Origin of the sequence: Limnobacter sp. (genome assembly GCF_036846585.1) — a bacterium.
In the GTDB taxonomy this organism is placed as follows: Bacteria; Pseudomonadota; Gammaproteobacteria; order Burkholderiales; family Burkholderiaceae_B; genus Limnobacter.
This window is the reverse complement of the sequence record NZ_DAIUBR010000044.1, coordinates 1-19,635: the sequence shown is the minus strand read 5'-3', so window position 1 is coordinate 19,635 and position 19,635 is coordinate 1. Positions and strand designations below refer to the sequence as shown.

Here is a 19,635-nt window from a genome sequence, read left to right as displayed (position 1 = left end):
CCCGTGGACGTGGCTTGATTGGCGTACAAATTGGCTTCGGCGTTAATCAGAATGTCGGCAAGTTGACCGTAGGCGGCGGCCCAGGCATCAATGATTTCAGGCGTGGCGGCCTGACCAAGCACTTCTTTCATCGCCTGTAGCAGGCACTCGCCCACGATCGGGTAATGTTCGGCTTTCACGCCCAGTGCCACGTGCTTGTTCACAATCAGTGTGACCGCATTCATCAGCACCATCGGGTTGTCGATGTGTTTTGCGTATGCAAGCACGGCATTGGCCAGCGCACGCGGTTGTGTGCCTTGTTGTTGGTGAGCCGGGTTGAAAAAGGTGGCCGTGACCGGGTATTTGCTGAACATCAGTTTGTAGAAGTGGGTAGTCAATGCTTCACCGCCTTGTTCCAAGGCTGGAATGGTGGCTTTGATCCATTGTTTTTGTTCGGTGCTGACGGTCATGATGGCTTCCTTTTTTTCGAAAAAATGTAAAATAAAATCACTTTCTTGTTTTAATTGTTATCAATATTCATGCCATCCTTTTGTTTTTTTAATAGCTTATTAAAAACAATGTGTTGAGATAAATACTGATTTATTTTTCAGAAAATATATTGTTATTTGTACAGTCATCAATTATTGTTATTTATACAAATTATTGTGAAAATAACAATTATGGAACTGTCGAGTTTTGTTCTTGCGATAATTGAAGACTTGGGTGCCGATCTTGATCCGTACACCCGCTACACGCGTTATGTGAACGCGATGGTCGCCGCATTGCCGGGAAATGCGTGTGCCTTGTTGAAAATGGAAGGCAACGCCCTGAAACCATTGGTAGTGCACGGATTAACGCCGGACAGCCTTGGTCGCCGTTTTGAACTTGGTGAACACCCCCGTTTGAATGCGATCGTGACGTACCGTGGTGTAACCCATTTTCCGAACAAATCAACGTTGCCAGACCCCTACGATGGTTTGCTGGATGGCGTGCATGCAGGTGATCTGAATGTGCACGATTGCATGGGTTGCGCTTTGCACGTGAACGGAAAATTGTGGGGTGCGATCACACTTGATTCGTTAAGGGTTGGTGTATTCGATGCTCGGGTTGAGCGTGCCATGGCGATGTTTGCCCGTTTGGGTGAGGCGGTGGTGAATGTGGCGGACCTGTCGGAAAGCGCAGCTGCCTGGCGGCTGGATGCGTTGAACACGAAAGACTTTGGCTTGCTGGAGGCCGTGCAGGTAGCCCGCCGCGACATGATCGGCGACAGCGATGCCATGCGCACGTTGAAGCGGGAAATCGAGACTGTGGCCAGAAGCCAGCTTGCGGTGCTGGTGCACGGTGAAACTGGGGTGGGCAAGGAACTGGTGGCCCAGGCCTTGCATGCCATGTCGGACAGGGCCACTCTGCCTTTGGTGGTGATCAATTGCGCCGCATTGCCAGATCAATTGATTGAAAGTGAGTTGTTTGGTCACGTGAAAGGCGCATTTTCCGGTGCCGACAGCAATCGACAGGGTAAGTTTGAAATGGCCAGCGGCGGAACCTTGTTTCTTGACGAGGTGGGCGAGCTAAGTGCCTCGGCTCAGGCCAAGCTGTTGCGCGTGCTGCAAAGCGGGCAGGTGCAACGTGTGGGTAGCGACAGGGAACATCAGGTCGATGTTCGAATTGTTGCAGCCAGCAACCGTGATTTGGCCGCCGAGGTTAAAGCAGGGCGGTTCAGGGCTGATTTGTACCACCGGCTTTGTATGTATCCCCTGCACATTCCACCACTTCGGGAACGTGGAGACGATGTGCTGCTGTTGGCTGGTTATTTCCTGGAGCAAAACCGTAGCCGCCTGGGTTTGCGAAATTTGCGTCTGGGGCGCGGTTGCGATGCGGCTTTGAAGCACTACAGCTGGCCTGGCAATGTGCGTGAACTGGAGCACACCTTTGGGCGCGCAGCACTGAAGGCACGCCGGGATGAATTGGGGGCCATGGTAACCATTGAGCTGGAGCACCTGGATTTGTTGAATAAACCGCCGACTCAGGCCAGCGCTGTGACCAAGGACACTCGAACTTCAACGCCTGTGGGTGAGGTGTTGTACCGCGACGCCATAGACGGGTTTTCTAGAAACCTGATCCAGCGTGTGCTGCATGAAACACAAGGCAATCGAGCAGCAGCCGCGCGGCAACTGGGACTCGATTCCGGCAATTTTCACCGCATGTTGAAACGGCTCGAATTGTTGTAGCCTGAATATTCAGGTCAGGCAATTGCCTGGGCAACATCGCCTTTGGTGTTGGCTTGAAGATACTGCAAAGCCTCGTTGACCTGGTCAATCAATACAAGCACCAAGTGATCCGGGCCGGTTTGGTCCAGTGCCATTTGCATGGCCTTGAATTCACCGCGAACTTCCAACACGACAGGTTTTTTTTCTGCTTCGGATAGTGCAATGCCCTGTTGCAGCAAGGCAATTGTCTCACCGTCGGGGCGGCCACGCTGGCAGGCATCTTCATACAAAATGATGTCATCGAAAAAGCCGCCAACCAAACGGCCTTGTTCAATGATGTCCTGATCGCGGCGATCGCCTGCGGCACTGATCACCACCGTGCGTTTCACAGCGGGAATGTTTTGCAGCGTGTTGATCAGGGTGCTGACCGCATCTGGATTGTGGCCATAGTCGGCGATGACAGACCCACCATTGTGTTTGAAAAAGTTGAATCGACCGGGAACCGTGTCGGGTGTCGACTGGAAGTTGCCAAGTGCGGCGCGGATGGTATTGAATGGCACGTTCAAGCCCAGGGCGGCCGCGATTGCGCACATCACGTTTTGCACCTGGAAAGTAAACAGACCGTTGTTGGTCAGCGGCACGTCCATCAAATCAATGGTTTTTTCAATATCATCAAAACTGATGTTGATCACGCGGCCATCGTGAATAATCACTGGGCGTCCTTTGGCTTTGTGGGCGGCTGCAATCGGGTTGTCGGGGTTGCTGGTGAAAAACAGCACGCGCCCCGGCGTCAGCTTGGCCATGCCGGCGGCGTGTTTGTCGTCGGCATTCAGAACGGCAAGCCCGTTGGGTGCCACGTTTTGAATCAGCACGCTTTTCAGAAGTGCAAGGTCTTCAACGCTGTCGATGAAGTTCAGGCCCAAGTGGTCGCCCTCGCCAATGTTGGTCACAATCCCCACATCGCACATGTCAAAGCCCAGGCCTTCACGCAACATGCCGCCACGTGCACACTCCAGAACAGCCGCATCGGCTTCCGGGTGCACCAGCACCCTGTGGGCACTTTTGGGGCCACTGCAGTCGCCTGTATCGATCAGGTGGCCGTTCACCACTACACCCTCGGTGCCCGTGTAACCCACACGCAGGTTGTGGTAACGCAAAATTTGTTCGATCAGGCGCACTGTGGTGGTTTTGCCGTTTGTGCCAGTGACAGCCACTACCGGGATGCGCCCGTTTTCGTCTTTCTTGAACATCAAGTCGATCACGGCAGCGCCCACATCGCGGCCCTTGCCGATGGAAGGCTCCAGGTGCATTCGCAAACCCGGTGCGGCATTCAGTTCAACAATTCCGCCACCTTGTGCTTCAAGCGATTCGTCCACGCGTTCACACACCACATCTACGCCACACACTTCAATACCAATTTGTTGGGCAGCCTGAATCACCATTTCGGCAAGGGCAGGGTGCACATTGTCGGTTACATCGGTTGCGCTGCCGCCCGTGCTCAAATTCGCGTTGTTGCGCAACACCACACGCACACCCTGTTCTGGTATGGAGTCGGCGGCATAGCCTTGCTTTTTGATGCGGGCAATTGCAATTTCGTCCACGCGCAACTTGCTCAGCGCGCTGCCATGGCCTTCGCCGCGAAGCGGGTTGCGGTTTTCAATTTCAACCAGTTCGGTGATTGTGTGCACACCATCGCCCACCACAGAGGGTGGTTCGCGACGGGCTGCAGCAACCAGTTTGTCGCCCACAACCAGAAAACGGTAGTCGTGGCCAGGAATGAATTCCTCAACAATTGGTACGCCACTGCCGTATTTTTTTGCGGCATCGAATGCCACCCGAAGGTGTTCTTCATCCACAATATTGACTGTTACACCTTTGCCTTGATTGCCATCGCTGGGTTTGATCACCACGCCTTTCTTGGTTGCCTGCGTCAATTCTCGAAAAGCCTGCACTGCTTCCTCAAAGCTTTTAACCAGTTTGCCTTTGGGGGTTGGAATGCCCGCGGCGGACAAAATGGTTTTGGTCAGGTCTTTGTCTTGCGCAATTTCTTCCGAAATTGCACAGGTGGTGTCTGTTTCCGCCGCTTGAATTCTGCGTGCTTTTGAACCCCAGCCAAGCTGCACCAGGCTGCCTTGGGTCAGGCGGCGAATCGGGATGTTTCGGCGAAGCGCTGCATTCACGATCGACCCTGTGCTGGGGCCCAGTTTGCAGTCTTCAAAAATTTCTTTCAAACGCTCAATGGCGGCGTGCGTGTCGAAATCTTCACCAGCCAGCGCAGCCAGTATCAGCTTGTGCGCTTCTTCAAACGCTGCGCGTGCAAGTTCCTCTTCTTCGTATTGCACAACCACGCGGAAATAACCGGTGATGATGTTGTCCGATACATGGGTGAATGTGACCTGTGAGCCTGCTTCAACCTGAAGTCGAAGTGCGGCACGGCCAAGAATGTGCGCCAGGGCAATATTGCTTTGCTCAAAGCCGGTGGCCCGCAATGAACCGATGCCGGGCAGGCCACTGCGAACACGCATTTCAATGCTGGCAAAGCGGTCGTAGATGCGCTCGTTCTCTTCACAAAACACCAAGGCTTCCATGCTGGTGTTTTTGCTCCACAAATTGGGGCCACGCAGGGCGCGAATTCGTTCAATTTTCATGGTTTTCGTCTACCTTGTTAATGCGTGTCTGCGTTGAATCAATAGCGTTGTCGAATGTCGGCGCGCAGCAGGTTGTGCGGTACATCCATTGCCCAGCCAGATGCAGCCAATGCCAATGTTTTGACCAGATTTGCCGGTGGTTGTTTCAGCGCAATGGGTGAGCGTGTTTCCGCTTCTGCACGATTGCCCAAAAAGCGAATGTTTTCACCTTCGTAAACAACTGCCATGCCGCCGTTTTTCACATGTTCATCAACAACCGGGTTGCTGGCTGTGCTGCTGATCCAGATCACCTTGCCGTCGCACAGTTCCCTCAAGGGAAGAAGGCTGACTTCATCCGCATTTATTACGGCATGCCCGCTGCCTAGTACCAGGTCAATCACCGTGCGAACAACATTGAAGTGCTGTTCCTTGGTCAGGATGTCCCACTCGTCAAGGCCCTCCATCGAGCCCAGGCTGGTGATCACCGCCAGGCTTGAGCGGTCAAAAGGCAGACCTTCTGACAAAATGGTGTTTGGTTTGACCTGCATCACCAAAGTGTCCAGGTTTTTGTTGATCAAACAATTGCGACCAGCCTGCCAGTTGGCAGAAAGTGTTTTGCTGATTGTGCGGCCGTTCATGAACAAACCCTGGTCACAGGCCAAACCCACGCGGTGGCCCTGGTCTTCCAGAATCTCGGTGAGTTCTGGACCAAAGCCATCAATTTCCGTGCCGCCGGAATAAGAGATTGTTGGAATTCGGCCATTGGCTTCACCAGGAAACAATGATTCGATGATTGGTTTGCCCACATTGCGTGGCTGCCCTTTGGCCGGTTTGATGTGCATCAACAGGCCAGGGCCTGCGTTTACTTCAACCACGGCCAGCGATTGGCTTTTTGGGGGCTGGTCAATGTGTTCGCACACCAAATCAACGCCCGCCACATCCAGACCCACCACGCGGGCCGCCATGCAGCACAGGCGGGCAATTTCAGGGTGAATCAGGGCAGTGACGTCTTCAGACGCATTGCTGTTTCGTTCAATGATGACCTGTGTGCCTGCCGGGATGATGGAATCGCCCTTGTAACCCTGGCGCTGTACTTCGAGTGAAACAACCGGGTTTGATTCGATGCGGATTGTTTTGAGTGGCGTAATCTCGGTGTCGCCACGGCGAGGGTCTGTGTTGATTTGAAGATCAACCAGGGTTTGAAGGCTGGATTGCCCGTCACCTTCCACAAACACCAGGTCGCCACGGGATACAGCGGCTATTTGATAATTGACCACCAACACGCGATGTTCAACACCTCGGATGAACTTTTCAACAATTACGCCGCTGTAACTTTCCTCATAGGCCAAAGCCCACGCTTTCTGGATGTCTTCTTTCTTGTCCAGTTCAAGTGAAACGCCGCGGCCCTGATTGCCATCGACTGGTTTTACGACCACGGGCAGGCCGATGTCTTGCGCAATTTCCCATGCCCGGTCTGCGTCTTTTGCAAATTCGCCTTCGGGTACTGGCACACCACACTGTGCCAGTAGTTCTTTGCACAGGTCTTTGTCTGCAGCAATGCCTTCGGCAATAGCGGAAGTTTTTGACGTTTCTGCAGTCCAGATGCGTTGCTGCTGGTTGCCATGACCCAGTTGAACCAGATTGCCATCGTTTAAGCGAACAATCGGAATGCGTCGTTCATACGCGGCATCCAGAATGTGTTGTGTGCTTGGCCCCAGGCCGTGCATGTCGCAGTGGCGTTTGATCACTTTCAGTTCGGCTTGCAAATCGTATTCCGTACCTTCAATGGCGGCGTGCAGAAGGCGCACCCCGGCTTCAAGGCATGCCAGGCCCACGACCGGATCAGGCGTGCGAAATACCATTTTGTAAACACCGTCCTTGCTGGTCATTCGCGCTTTGCCGAAACCAACATCCAGGCCAGCCTGGGTGTGAAGTTCAATCACGATGTGTTCCAGCATGTGCGCCGCATAAGTGCCTTCGCGTACGCGCAAGAGGAAGCCGCCCGGTTCACCAATTCCGCAACGGTGGTCAACCAAACCGGGTAGCAAGGCCGTTAAACGCTCGTAAAAACCGGGAAGCAGGTTGGACGGAAATTGTTCCAGTTCCTGAATATCCACCAAAGCTTCTATACAACTGCGATAAGTCCATATGTTCGGGCCATCCAGCCACATGGTTCGAAGTACTGTAAGGCGTTTTTGCGTCATAAGCTGGAGGTCGGCAGGATTAGTTTCGATGATTGGATTTTCGAACAATGTTAACTCCGTGTCGCTGGAAATAGTGGTGTAACATCAGCGAATTCGCGAACTGAGGGGGTAATCTCATTGAAAATCGTTGGATTTTCACCGTCTGAAAACGAAGTGCAGCGCCTTTCAGAGGTTTGGGCCGGAGGTTCGCCAATTCAGGCTGTATTTGTGGCCGACATGAATACTCAACGCGAGTTTTCAAGAAGCCTTGTAGCCTTTAACGCGCATGAATTAATTGTCGTAGACAAAAATCTGCAGGTGCCTGTTTTCAGGGCACCTTTTCTGGATATTGAACAAATCTCCATGTCGGATCATTCAGGTCTTTCTACGGTGCTGGTTCAGGTTGTATCGGGGCAGGTGTTTCGTTTTTATGCCAGTTTCAGTTTGCACCGTGCGCTCGAGGAGTTTGTTGATCTTTTGGAAGCGGCTGTTCGCGATTTTGAGCAGGGTTCTGTCCATGTTGCTCAAATTCAACACCCGGTGCCGCAATTGTTGGCCGATGATGAACTTGAGGACACAGGTTTTGAAGAACCTGTTTCCTCCCGGGCGCTGTTGCGGTTGTGGCGCTTTGCCCATCCGTATCGCTGGCGTTTGCTGGCAGGAATGGTTTTGACCTTGTTGTCCACCGCTGCCACACTGGTGGCCCCTTATCTTTCAATGCCATTGATGGACGAGGTGTTGATCCCGTTTCAGAATGGTCAACCCATGAATACGGAACTGGCTACCCTTTATCTGAGTGGCCTGCTGGTTTCTGCGATAGTTGCAGCGGGTTTGTCATGGGCACGTACCTACCTGCTTGCGTTGGTGTCAGAGCGAATCGGGTCCGATCTGCGCACCACCACGTTTAACCATTTGATGAGTTTGTCGCTGGATTATTTCAGTGCCAAACGGACGGGCGACCTGATTGCCCGTGTCAGTGCCGAAACCGATCGGATCAATTTGTTTTTGTCTTTGCATGCGCTTGACTTCATCACCGATGTGATCATGGTGGTGATGACCGCCGTCATCCTGATGAACATTGATTTCGAACTGGCTTTGCTGACTTTGCTGCCTTTGCCCATCATTGCCTGGATGATTCACATGGTGCGCGAAAGGTTGCGCACGGGTTTCGAGAAGGTAGACAGGGTGTGGGGCGAGGTCACCAATATTTTGACCGACACCATTCCCGGTATTCGCGTGGTGAAGGCCTTTGCTCAAGAGCGCCGGGAGTCGAACCGTTTTTTGAAAGCGAATCAGCGCAACCTGGAAGTGAACGACCGGATCAACAAAACCTGGTCGCTGTTTGCGCCCACGGTCAGCTTGTTGACCGAACTCGGTATTTTGGTGATTTGGGCCTCCGGCATCTGGATGATCATGAACAACGACATCACGGTGGGTGTGCTCACGGCGTTCCTTGCTTACATTGGCCGTTTCTACACCCGCCTGGATTCCATGAGTCGCATTGTGTCTGTTACCCAAAAAGCGGCGGCCGGTTCAAAGCGCATTTTCGATATTCTCGATTACAAGTCGTCTGTACCCGAGGCCGTGAACCCTGTGAACATTGACCACTTGAAAGGCGAGCTGGAGTTGCGCAATGTGTCATTTCGCTACGGTAGCAGGCAAGTGCTGGACGGTGTGAACCTGAAAGTGAAGCAAGGCGAGATGGTGGGTTTGGTGGGGCACAGTGGTTCGGGTAAATCCACCCTGGTGAATTTGTTGTGCCGTTTTTACGATGTAAGCGATGGCGCGGTGCTGGCCGACGGCATTGACATTCGTCAGATCGAGATGAACAGCTACCGCCGAAACATTGGTCTGGTGCTTCAGGAGCCCTATCTGTTTTTTGGCACCATTGCTGAGAACATCGCTTACGGGCGGCCTGATGCCACCCTGCAGGAAATTATTGCGGCGGCGCGCCTGGCGCATGCGCATGAATTTATTCTGCGTTTGCAGCATGGCTACGATTCGCTGGTGGGCGAGCGTGGGCAAAGTTTGTCGGGCGGTGAACGCCAGCGCATTTCAATTGCGCGGGCTTTGCTGATTGATCCGAAAATTCTTATTCTTGACGAAGCCACCAGTTCCGTGGATTCACAAACAGAGAAAGAAATTCAGAGGGCCCTGGACAACCTGGTGCAAGGAAGAACTACGATTGCGATTGCACACCGATTGTCGACTTTGCGCAAAGCCGACCGCATTGTGGTGATGGACCGCGGCAAGGTGGTGGAAGAGGGGCCGCACGATGAACTGCTGGCTGCGAAATCGCACTTCTGGCATTTGCACCAGGCCCAGGAAAAACTGAAGCAGGAGCAGGCCCAATATGACTGATTGGCGATTGCACAAATCAATGCAGGGCCAGCTCGCCCTGTACAAAGGCGATGCCCTGGTGGCAGACCGTGTAATGCCGGTGTTGGCATTTCCGTTTTCTGCGCCCGAAGAAAGCATTTCGATTGTTGATGAGTACAGCAAAGAAATGGCGTGGCTGGATCGTCTGGATGATCTTGATCCTGAATCTCAGGCGCTTGTGAATGAATTCCTGGCAGTGCGGGAGTTCAGGCCTTCTGTGTTGCGCATCACGTCTGTGTCGACGTATTCCACGCCGAGTATCTGGACGCTGGAAACCGACAAGGGGCCATGCAAGTTCGAGTTGCCATCTGACGAAAGCATTCGCAGGCTGGGTGGCAGGCGCCTTGTGTTGACACACGCCAACGGCATGCAGTTCATTGTTGAGGATCTGTTTGCGCTTGACAAACGAAGCAGGCAAATTCTTGCCCGCTTTATGGCCTGAGCTGCCACAAGAAGGTCAAGCAGTCTCGAGCATGCTTTCTTCGTTGAAGAAACGTGTGGCTGCATCCTGTTTGGTTTTCCCTGCCCTTGATGGCATGTTGCAAAGGCCGCATTCGTAGTTCTTCACCAGGTCGTAGGTGTGCACCACAAAACTGCCGTGGCAGGTTTTGCATGCAGTGCTGGTCAACATGCCAGCATCAAAAAACTTTACCAAACGCCAGGCCCGGGTCAAGGACAGCACTTCGGGCAAGCCAAGCATGGTGATTTGTTCACGGTACAGTTTGTAGGCTTTCACAAGGCATTCACCGTCTTCCATGTCGGTGTGCTTGATGCAGGCTGAATAAAAATTCATGAACAGTGAGCAGTGAATGCTGGGTTGCCAAGTCATGAACCAGTCTGTCGAGAAAGGCAGCATGCCTTTTGGGGGTGATTTGTGCTTGATTTCCTTGTACAGGCGAATCAGGCGTTCACGCGACAGTTGGGTTTCGCTTTCCAGCACTTGCAATCGCGCATCAAGCTCAATCAGGTCAGAAGCGAGCTTGATCTGGACGACTTCAGCCGTCAAGGATTTGATCTTGGACATGGCATGTTCTCCGTGCACCCGCAGGTGCATCAACAACGTTTAAATCAAGCGGTAATCTGGGTGCAGCGGCCAGCCATTAAAATGGCGGCGTGCATGCCGGATATGGCGCGTTCTTTTCCGTGATCAGAGAGCAGTTTCCACACGGCCGGGTCTTCAAAACGAATGCTGCACATGGGTACATTGTTTGCGGCAATGCGTAAAACCTGTGCGGTCGTCAGTTGGTTGAGCAGATCGGCTGTGTTTTCGTCGATACCCAGGCGAATCATGGCCTCGGCTTTGTCTTCGATGATGAGTTGTTTGGCCAGAAGCAGGTAAGATAAATTGGCTTCGCGAATTTGTTCCAGTAGTTCATTTGCTTTCATTTTGAACATCCTCCTATTCAAATCAAGCAATCTTTTTTGATGCGGATTCGACGCTTCCCACAGACATCGAACCCAGTGAATGTATTGTTGACGATTAGCGAAAAAAACTAAGCCATCCAATTGCTGTAAACCGCATCGGTCAGCAGCCATTGGATGTGTAAGAAAAAACCAGACAACAACACAATGAGACAGGTGAGAAAACAATGAACAACGTATTCATGAACTGGCTGTGCCGCAAGCTGATTGATTCCAAATCCAGACAGCTGGGCCTGACAAAAGCCAGTATCGACACGGTCGACGGGCGCACGGTTTATTTCAAGGGTGGGCAGGGGCCAGACATGGTGTTGATTCATGGCTTTGGTGCGAACAAGGAAAACTGGCTGGCACTGGCACCACGGTTGATGCGCCACTACACGGTGTGGATCCCTGACCTGATCGGCTTTGGGGAATCTGACCGGCCAAGCAATGCCCGCTTCAATATTGCCGAGCAAGCCGACCGCGTGTTGCGCTGGCTTGATGCCTTGGGTGTTAAAAACTTTCATGTCATGGGCAATTCGATGGGTGGTTATTTGGCGGGTACCTTGGCTGCAAACTTTCCCAACCGGATACTGAGCGCGTGTTTGCTTAACCCTGCTGGTGTGAAGGGGGCGGAACACACTGCAATTGGCCAGGCGTTTGCTGAGGAAGGAAAAGTGATGCTTGCGCCTTCCAGTTTCAGTGAATATGAACAGGTGGTGAGCCTGTGTTTTAGTGGTCAGCCACCGGCCATGCCCGGTTTCATGCGCAAGTATTTTGGCCGCATGTCGTTTCTGAACAAGGCGTTGCTGGACCGGGTGTTCATGGAATTTGTGAACCCGGAAACAAATGTTTGCCTGAATGACATGGTGGCAAACACACCGGTGCCGTTGATGGTGGTGTGGGGTGATTCTGATCAATTGGTGCACCCCAGTGGTTTGGCCGTGCTGAAACAGGCCAATCCTGCCATCCAGGACCTGATGCTGGAAAACACCGGGCATTGCCCCATGGTGGACAGGGCTTCGCTGGTGTACAAGGCACACCTGAAATTCATGCCCGTGTCTTCTTGACGGCACATCGCATGGCTCAAAAGGACAAATTGATTCAATGCCCCTGTGGCAAAGGCAGTTACCTTGCCTGCTGCGGCGTTTTTCATGGTGATGGGGCAAATGCGCCCACTGCAGAGGCTCTGATGCGTTCCCGATACAGCGCCTATGCCTTGGGCTTGGGCGACTATTTAATGCAAACCTGGCATGGTTCAACGTGCCCTGAAAGCATGGATTTGTCCGCTGAAATGCGGGGTGGAAAATGGATCGGGCTAACTGTGAAGGCCAGCCAAGAAACAGGCCACAAAGCCGAGGTCGAGTTTGTTGCCCGTTACAAGCCCCATGTGGGGCCCGCCCGCCGATTGCATGAACGCAGCCGTTTTGTGCAAGAGGGCGGGCAGTGGTTTTATGTGGATGGGGATTTGTATGACAGTTGAAATTTTTGAAACGCAGGTCTTGAAATTTTGAGAACAGGCTCATAAATCAGCAGTACGGGAAATGTCTCTGCGAGAGTTTTCCGAATTGTGTTTAACAACTGATTTTTTGCTTCTCAGGAGAATGAATCATGGCAACAATCGACCTTACCCCCTTGTACCGCAGCACCATTGGATTTGACCGCATGGCCAGTATTCTTGATGCCGCAATGCGTGCCGACACATCCAGCGGTTACCCACCCTACAACATTGAAGCGCTGGATGAAAACCGTTACCAGATTAGCGTTGCAGTGGCCGGGTTCGAGGAGAAAGAACTGGATCTGGAAGTGGAACGCGGTGTGCTCACCGTTCGTGGCCGAAAAGCCGATGAAGAGGGCAAGCAGTACCTGCACAAGGGTATTGCGTTTCGCAGTTTTGAGCGCAAGTTTAACCTGGCAGACTACGTGCAGGTGGAGGGCGCAAACTTGAAAAATGGCCTTTTGGTGGTTCAGTTGCTGAAGGTAATACCCGAACAAATGAAAGCCCGTCGTATTCCGATTGGTGAAGCTGATTTGCGAACCATTGAATCGGATAACGATGGCCAGCAAGCCGCCTGATTGGCACCAGCCCGCGGTCTATGGTCTGTCGGATCGGGCAATTCAAATTGACTGGTCGCGAAGTTCAATTGAAATCGCGCGTCTGTCAACATTGCTTTCCGACCGGCTGCTTGCCGCGGGCTGGCCTGCTTTTCGGTGCGTTCAGGCCGATGAATCCCTAACGCTTCTGTTTGCACAGGTGGTGAAGCCCCCGCACTGTGTGCAAACCATGCTGACTGAATTGCCCCCACTGCTGGGCAAACTTTCAAAGCAGATTGGCAAACAACTGGCGACAGGTCGTCATCATTCAATTGTTGTGAACTATGGCGGCGTGGCGGGCCAGGACCTTGACTGGCTGGCAGCCCAAACTGGCTTGTGCACTGATGATGTCATTGAACTTCACAGCAACTCGATTTACACCGTCCAGTTTCTGGGGTTCTTACCCGGCTTTGCTTACCTGACCGGTTTGCCGGAAAAGCTTCAGTTTTCGCGCAGAAATTCCCCCAGGGCACGTGTGCCAGCAGGTACGTTGGCGATAGGCGCACACTACTGTTCTGTGTACCCATGGGAGAGCCCGGGTGGTTGGCATTTGCTGGGGCATGTTGAACACGTGTTGTTCGACCCGGAAGCACCAGATGATGCAGGCCATTCACTGCTTCAGGTCGGTGACACAGTTCAATTTGTGCGGGTGGAGCATGCTTAAACTGGTCAAGGCGCAAGGGCAGGGCATTGTCAGCGACGCAGGGCGTTGGGGTTGTCAACATGAAGGCGTGCCGGTGGGCGGTGTGCTCGATGTGTTTTCCTACACCGTTGGCAATCGGGCCTTGGGCAATGCGGACAATGCAGCCTGCCTGGAACTGATGGGCCAGTTTGATTTTGTGTGTGCCAAGCCTTGCACTGTGCTGTTTGCCAATCGCAGTGCCCATGCGCAGTTGAATAACAGGCAGGTGGTGAGCGGTCAGGTACTGGTGTTGCAGGTGGGGGATGTACTGCGCACATTGCCGCCCAGCCTTGGGTTCTGGAACATGCTTTGCCTTAGGGGTGGGGTGGATGTGCCCGTGGTAATGGGTTCCAGAAGCGCCTGCATTCCCGCCGGTTTTGGCGGTTTCCAGGGCCGGGCTTTGCAGGTGGGCGATGAAATTCACGCGGGCGACTTGCATTCAGTTTCTTGCCTGGACCCCGCAGTGCGCCTGGCCATGCCCCTTGCTGTAGGCGATTCGGCAAAACCCCTCCTGGTGCATTGTTTGCCCGGGCCCGAATTTGAATCGCTTGGTAAAGAAAGTCGCGACCTGTTTCAAACCCAATTGCATGTGCTGGGCAGCCAAAGCAGCCGAATGGGGTATCGACTGAACGGCGTAAAAGCGCCTTTGGTTTTGAAAGAAGCATTGTCGCTGCGCTCGCACGCGGTACACCCCGGGATGGTGCAGCTGCCACCCAGTGGTCAACCCTTGGTGTTGTTAAGCGAATCGCAGGTAACAGGCGGTTACCCGCGCATTGCCAGTGTGTTGGGCTGTGACCTTTGGAAGTTTGCAAACCTGGGCACCGGGCAAAGCGTGCAGTGGTTAGTGGTTGATGCGGTACAGGCAATGCGCGCACAGTTGATCCATGACAAGGAATTGGAGCGTTATCAATATGCAATCGAATCCGGTGTTAGCGAAAATCATGATGATTAATGCCGACTTGGGTGAAGGTTGTGCACACGATGCAAACCTGTTCAAGTTGGTGGACTGGGCCAACATTGCCTGCGGTGGCCATGCGGGTGATGAACAAAGCATTCGGCGTGCCTGCACCCTTGCGCTTGAACACAATGTTCAGGTGGGTGCACACCCCAGTTACCCCGACAAGGCCGGGTTTGGACGTACAAATCCCAAAGGGGAAACTGGCCAGCTGTTGGATGAACTGAAGCGGCAAATGGATTTGTTTGAAAATATTGCTGCAAAAATGGGATGCACTACATCGCATTTCAAGCCCCATGGCCAGTTGTACAACGATGCGGCCTTTCAACAGGAAACGGCAGCACTGTTGGTTGAGCTGGCAAAAGCCTACCCGCATTTAAGGCTTCTTGCCCTGGCTGACAGCCCACAGGTTGCGTTAACCCGCACGCAGGGCATTGCAGTAATTGAAGAGGCATTCCCTGACAGGGCTTATCAGGCCAATGGTGCCTTGGTACCCCGAAGCCAGGCCGGAGCTGTTCTTGATAACCCCGAGAAGGTCAAGGCCCAGGCCGCAGCCCTGATGCGGATGGGGCCAATTGAATGCATCGATGGTTCAAGCTTGGTGATACATGCCCAAACGCTGTGTGTGCATGGCGACACACCACAGGCCCTTGCCAATGCCCAGGCGGTTCGCCTGGCTGTGGAAGAGCATGATCGGGAAGCGTTTAGTGGGGCGAATTAACAGGCGTGGCGGGTACAAACCTGACGTTCAAAGGGCTTAGTCCGTGCTTTTCCCTGGCCTGGTTGCACCGGGGGTTCAATTCCCCTTGGGCATCAAACACATCGTATTCACGACAAGGGGAAGGGCGGTTTTCGTAAATGGTGCAGGTTACTGACTCGCCAATATTGCCCGCCAAAGCAATGCAACGTGGCTTGCTTTGCGAACTGCCTTTCATGCAGCTGCGGTACAGGTTCATCTGTTCGGTCATTTCGACCGGCACAACCCCACCCTCAGCCGCTGTGGTTTCGCCCCAGTAAAAGCTGATCCGGAACGTTGAGCAGCACACGCCGCAGCTTTGGCACAAGGCTTCAACGCCGGCGCCATCAACAATGATTGTGGTTGGGTTTGACTGCATTTTTACCTCTGAAAAAACAGCCATAGGGGGAGTTTGCGCGAATATATTCTTAGCGCAGACGCAAAGCAAGAAATATTTTCAAACCACGTCTCTTCGATCAAACAAGCAAATTGTAAGGTGCTGGGGCTACAATAGGGAAAACCACTATAAAAACCATTTACGCCCAGCAAATGGAGAGACTGTGAATCGACCGAATGCCGCACAAGTGGCAGATCCGGGGCCCAATACCCTTGAATCTGGCATCCCAAACACCAGCCCGTCCGGCCAAATACTGGACTACATCAAACAAAGGTTGATCAAACACGCCCCTTTCAGTGAAATTCCCCTGCGGGACCTGGATTGTCTGCTTGAAGGTTGCGCTGAAACCTACTTTGCGCCCAACGAGGTGATTGTTCGCCCGGAAGACGGCCCGCCCCCTTACCTGTATTACGTTGAAAAAGGGTCTGCGGTGGGGCGCAAAGGTTTGGCCGATTTGTCGTCGACCGGTTTTCAGTATGAAGCCGGTGAAATGTTCCCGGTCAATGCCTTTTTGGCCAAACGGGCAGTTACTGCTACCTACAGTGCGCGGGAAGACACTTTTTGCCTGATGTTCACCTTCGATGGCGTGCAGGCTTTGGCCCGCAAAAGCCCGGTGTTCTCCGACTATTTAACCCGGCGCACCATGCAGTTTCTGGACTTGTCCAGAAAGGCCATTCAGGTGGCTTATTCTTCACAAACGCTGGCTGAGCAAACGCTGGAAAAACCCCTGCGCGACGTGTGTAGCCATGCACCGTTCTCCTGTTCGCCCAATACGCCTTTAAAACAGGTGCTTGAAGTGATGCACGAACACCGCATCGGTTCCATGATTGTGGTGAATGATGCCATGCAAGTGGAAGGCATTCTGACACGCCAGGACGTGCTTTCCCGCGTGGCCATGGCTCAAAAGCCCCTAAGCACGCTGATTTCAGAAGTGATGAATGCCCCTGTGCACACGCTGGATGAAAGCATGACCGCGCAAGATGCTGCGCTGTTGATGTCGCGCTTTGGCATTCGCCACGTGCCGGTGACCCGACATGGCAAGTTAAGCGGCATTGTGTCTGAACGCGACATATTTGCCATGCAGCGTCTGTCGTTAAAACAGATCAGCAGCAACATTCGATCGGCCCAGGATGCCGACATGTTGCGTGCATGCGCCAACGACATACGCAGTTTTGCCAAGAACCTGCTGGGCCAGGGCATTGCCGCCAAACAATTGACCGAACTGATCAGCCACCTGAACGACGTGCTGACCGAACGAATTCTGGAAGTGGTGGGCAACCGCATGGGCATCGACCCTGCCACCTATTGTTGGCTCAGTTTTGGTTCCGAAGGCCGTTCTGAACAAACCATTGCCACCGATCAGGACAACGGTTTGCTGTTCATCAGCAATCAACCCGATGTGGATCGCCCCCGCTGGCTGGCTTTTGGCAAGGAGGTGAATCAAACCCTGGACCAGTGTGGTTACCCGCTGTGCAAAGGCAACATCATGGCCAGCAACCCGGAATGCTGCCTGACGGCAGGCGAATGGCTTAACAAGTTTGCCCGCTGGATCGATGTGGCCACGCCAGAGAACCTGTTGCGCGTCAATATCTTCTTTGATCTTCGCCCCCTGGCCGGCAACAAGGAATTGGCCGCACCACTTCGCGACTACATTGTTACCCGTGCCAAAGAGTCCACGATTTTTCTGCATCTGTTGGCAGAAAACATCATGCGCTTTCGTCCGCCTTTGAACTGGCATGGCAGCATCGACACCACTGAAATTGACGACATACGCACGCTTGACCTGAAGAAGCAGGGTACAGCGGTATTTGTTGATGCAGCCAGGTTTTTCTCGCTCGTTTTTGGCATCGACGAAGTGAACACACGCCGCCGTTTTGAGGCGGTGGCCAAACGTTTAAGTGTGGAAGAACAGCGCCGTGACGCCTGGGTCAGTGCATTTGAATTTTTGCAGATGATGCGTCTGCGAATTCAGCTGGACGAGGGGGTTGCTGTGCCCGATTTGCCCGATCAGCCCAATGTGGTGAACTACGATGTGCTGGACAACATCGACCGTCGCATATTGAAGGAATGCTTCAGGGTTGGGCGCCGTTTGCAACAACGCATTGAAATGGAGCACATGCGTTGAGTACTACTGCACCCGGCCAGCTGTTGCCAGTACAAGGGTGGGCAACTTATATCAAACACCGCTTGTCGCACAGCCTCGATTTCTCCAGCCCCAACCCCGACCGCTGGGTGGTGGTGGATGTGGAGTCATCGGGCTTGAATCCGAAAAAAGACCGCCTTATTTCCATTGCAGCCACGGCCATTGAATTTGATTCGCAGCGCCGCCCGCGAATTTCGCTGACTGACACCTTTGAAGTGGTCATCAAACAGCCACCCGAGATTGTTGACATGATCGAATTCGAGGCCATCGACAAAAGCAACATCCTGATTCATGGCATCGGCATTGGGGCCCAGCAAGGTGGCGTGCGTGCAGAGTTGGCGCTTGGCGAGTTTTTGCACTATGTGGGCAATTCGCCCTTGATTGCCTTTCACAGCTGGTTTGATGAAATTCTGATCAACAAAGCCATGCGGCGAGTGCTGGGGCGGTCCACGCACAAACACTGGCTGGACCTTGAACATTTGGCGGCGGTGCTGCACAAGGAAAACCACCAGCTTCCGCTAGATGTGTGGATGCAGCGTTACGGCATTGAATGCGAGCACCGCCACCAAGCCACGGCCGATGTACTGGCCACTGCGCAACTGCTGATGAAGCTTTGGCCCATGTTGCAAAAGCGAAAGGCGATTGAATGGAAGGGCGTGAAAACAATTGCCAATGGGCTGAAAACCTTGCCAGGGCGAAACTTGCCCACCTGATTTTCAGCTATCCTGAAAGGTGGTCTGATTTCCCCCAATTGTTGTTCAAATGCACGATTTTTCCAGCTACGCCCTGATCATTGATGCCCGCTCGCCCCGCGAGTACGAGGAAGACCACATTCCGGGTGCTGTCAACATGCCGGTGGTGAACAACGACGAATACGCCGAAGTGGGCACACTGCACCGAACCGACAAAATGGCGGCCTACAGCATTGGTGTGCGTTATTCACTGGCCAATATTGCGCGGCACTTAAGTGACGACCTGCCCAAATACCCCAAAGACGGCAAAGTGCTGGTGTATTGCTTCCGGGGCGGCAAGCGAAGCAAGCTGTGGTTTGATGCCCTTGAAACCATTGGTTACGACGTTCAGAAACTTCAAGGTGGCTGGAAGGCCTATCGCCGTTGGGTGAATGAGCAACTGGAAACAGCCCCCACGCAATTTAACTACCATGTTTTAAGTGGCCCAACGGGTTGCGGCAAAACCCGTTTGTTGTACGCGCTACGCGAGGCAGGTTGCCAGGTTGTTGACCTGGAGGCCATAGCCCGCCACCGGGGTTCAATTATTGGTGCAGTGCCCGGCACGCCGCAGCCCTCGCAAAAATACTTTGACACCCTGCTGTTGCAAGAACTTGCGAAATGTGACCCCACCAAGCCGATTTGGGTGGAGGCGGAAAGCAAAAAAATCGGTAATGTTCAACTGCCCGCTTCATTGCTCGATTCCATGCGCGCGGGCAAAACCATTCGCCTGCATGTCGACATGCAGCAGCGGGTTTCGCTTTGGCGAGAAGACTACAAACACTTTGAAGAAGACCCACAGGGCATGCTGGAACGCCTTCGCTTTATTCGAAGCCTGGTGGGTGGCAAGGAATACGAAGAATGGGAAAAACTGGCCGCCGAACGCCAAATGCCCGAGTTGTTTGAACGCTTGATGCGCAACCATTACGACCCAGCCTACCGCCGATCGATATTGCGTGAATACCCGAACATTGATGAATCACCGCTGATTGAACTGAATGATTTGTCACCGGCTGGTTTGCTGGAAGTGGCGAAGAAAATTCGTGTGCAGTTTGAAGATTCATAGATTGGTGTTCACCCTGTCACTCGGCTGATATCACCCGAACTGATTTAATTCGCTGAAA

General features: G+C 53.2%; 18 protein-coding genes. 12 read left to right on the top strand and 6 right to left on the bottom strand.

Going from position 1 to position 19,635, the window contains the following annotated elements:
* A partial coding sequence (locus V7028_RS14370) for a globin domain-containing protein (RefSeq protein WP_334120770.1) occupies positions 1-449 on the bottom strand: 449 nt, incomplete at its 3' end.
* Between the two features lie 210 nt (positions 450-659).
* Here V7028_RS14370 and norR point away from each other — a divergent pair.
* Positions 660-2,207 (top strand): nitric oxide reductase transcriptional regulator NorR, encoded by a 1,548-nt coding sequence (gene norR, locus V7028_RS14365; RefSeq protein ID WP_334120769.1) that lies wholly within the window; start codon positions 660-662, stop codon positions 2,205-2,207.
* A 14-nt stretch (positions 2,208-2,221) separates the two neighbouring features.
* Here norR and cphA read toward each other — a convergent pair whose 3' ends face one another.
* Both cphA and V7028_RS14355 read right to left on the bottom strand, forming a co-directional pair.
* On the bottom strand, positions 2,222-4,834 hold the full coding sequence (cphA, locus tag V7028_RS14360) for a cyanophycin synthetase (RefSeq protein WP_334120768.1): 2,613 nt from the start codon (positions 4,832-4,834) through the stop codon (positions 2,222-2,224).
* Positions 4,835-4,872: 38 nt separating this feature from the next.
* Complete coding sequence (locus tag V7028_RS14355; RefSeq protein WP_334120767.1) at positions 4,873-7,017, bottom strand: cyanophycin synthetase family protein; 2,145 nt, start codon at positions 7,015-7,017, stop codon at positions 4,873-4,875.
* A gap of 216 nt (positions 7,018-7,233) precedes the next feature.
* Between V7028_RS14355 and V7028_RS14350 the strand changes: the two genes are divergently transcribed.
* Together V7028_RS14350 and V7028_RS14345 are read left to right on the top strand one after the other, a co-directional pair.
* Positions 7,234-9,357, top strand: a complete 2,124-nt coding sequence (locus V7028_RS14350; protein WP_334120771.1) for a cyanophycin metabolism-associated ABC transporter — start codon at positions 7,234-7,236, stop codon at positions 9,355-9,357.
* Entirely contained in the window at positions 9,350-9,817 is a 468-nt protein-coding gene (locus V7028_RS14345) for a cyanophycin metabolism-associated DUF1854 family protein (RefSeq protein WP_334120766.1), read from the top strand. Before V7028_RS14350 ends, V7028_RS14345 begins: the two co-directional genes overlap by 8 nt.
* Before the next feature lie 15 nt (positions 9,818-9,832).
* On the opposite strand, the gene flhC is transcribed toward V7028_RS14345, so the two are convergent.
* Entirely contained in the window at positions 9,833-10,399 is a 567-nt protein-coding gene (gene flhC / locus V7028_RS14340) for a flagellar transcriptional regulator FlhC (protein WP_334120765.1), read from the bottom strand.
* 44 nt (positions 10,400-10,443) lie between these two features.
* Entirely contained in the window at positions 10,444-10,761 is a 318-nt protein-coding gene (gene flhD / locus V7028_RS14335) for a flagellar transcriptional regulator FlhD (RefSeq protein ID WP_334120764.1), read from the bottom strand.
* A 203-nt stretch (positions 10,762-10,964) separates the two neighbouring features.
* Between flhD and V7028_RS14330 the strand changes: the two genes are divergently transcribed.
* From V7028_RS14330 to pxpA, 6 genes are all read left to right on the top strand, one after another.
* Positions 10,965-11,846: an alpha/beta fold hydrolase gene (locus tag V7028_RS14330; RefSeq protein WP_334120763.1), complete on the top strand. Its 882-nt coding sequence runs from the start codon at positions 10,965-10,967 to the stop codon at positions 11,844-11,846.
* Between the two features lie 11 nt (positions 11,847-11,857).
* Positions 11,858-12,259 (top strand): YchJ family protein, encoded by a 402-nt coding sequence (locus V7028_RS14325; RefSeq protein ID WP_334120762.1) that lies wholly within the window; start codon positions 11,858-11,860, stop codon positions 12,257-12,259.
* Between the two features lie 128 nt (positions 12,260-12,387).
* On the top strand, positions 12,388-12,852 hold the full coding sequence (locus tag V7028_RS14320; RefSeq protein WP_334120761.1) for an Hsp20 family protein: 465 nt from the start codon (positions 12,388-12,390) through the stop codon (positions 12,850-12,852).
* Entirely contained in the window at positions 12,833-13,534 is a 702-nt protein-coding gene (locus V7028_RS14315) for a 5-oxoprolinase subunit B family protein (protein ID WP_334120760.1), read from the top strand. Before V7028_RS14320 ends, V7028_RS14315 begins: the two co-directional genes overlap by 20 nt.
* Positions 13,527-14,504: a biotin-dependent carboxyltransferase family protein gene (locus V7028_RS14310; protein ID WP_334120759.1), complete on the top strand. Its 978-nt coding sequence runs from the start codon at positions 13,527-13,529 to the stop codon at positions 14,502-14,504. The genes V7028_RS14315 and V7028_RS14310 overlap by 8 nt, the downstream gene beginning before the upstream one ends.
* On the top strand, positions 14,494-15,228 hold the full coding sequence (gene pxpA / locus V7028_RS14305; protein ID WP_334120758.1) for a 5-oxoprolinase subunit PxpA: 735 nt from the start codon (positions 14,494-14,496) through the stop codon (positions 15,226-15,228). Before V7028_RS14310 ends, pxpA begins: the two co-directional genes overlap by 11 nt.
* Here the strand turns inward: pxpA and V7028_RS14300 are convergent.
* Entirely contained in the window at positions 15,212-15,622 is a 411-nt protein-coding gene (locus tag V7028_RS14300) for a YkgJ family cysteine cluster protein (protein ID WP_334120757.1), read from the bottom strand. The genes pxpA and V7028_RS14300 overlap by 17 nt on opposite strands.
* A 181-nt stretch (positions 15,623-15,803) precedes the next feature.
* Between V7028_RS14300 and V7028_RS14295 the strand changes: the two genes are divergently transcribed.
* Genes V7028_RS14295 through mnmH form a run of 3 tightly spaced genes read left to right on the top strand, consistent with a single transcriptional unit; the run spans position 15,804 to position 19,577 of the window.
* On the top strand, positions 15,804-17,765 hold the full coding sequence (locus tag V7028_RS14295; RefSeq protein ID WP_334120756.1) for a DUF294 nucleotidyltransferase-like domain-containing protein: 1,962 nt from the start codon (positions 15,804-15,806) through the stop codon (positions 17,763-17,765).
* A complete protein-coding gene (locus tag V7028_RS14290; RefSeq protein WP_334120755.1) occupies positions 17,762-18,496 on the top strand; it encodes a 3'-5' exonuclease in 735 nt (244 codons plus the stop codon). The genes V7028_RS14295 and V7028_RS14290 overlap by 4 nt, the downstream gene beginning before the upstream one ends.
* A 49-nt stretch (positions 18,497-18,545) precedes the next feature.
* A complete protein-coding gene (mnmH, locus tag V7028_RS14285; RefSeq protein WP_334120754.1) occupies positions 18,546-19,577 on the top strand; it encodes a tRNA 2-selenouridine(34) synthase MnmH in 1,032 nt (343 codons plus the stop codon).
* Positions 19,578-19,635 lie beyond the last annotated feature (58 nt).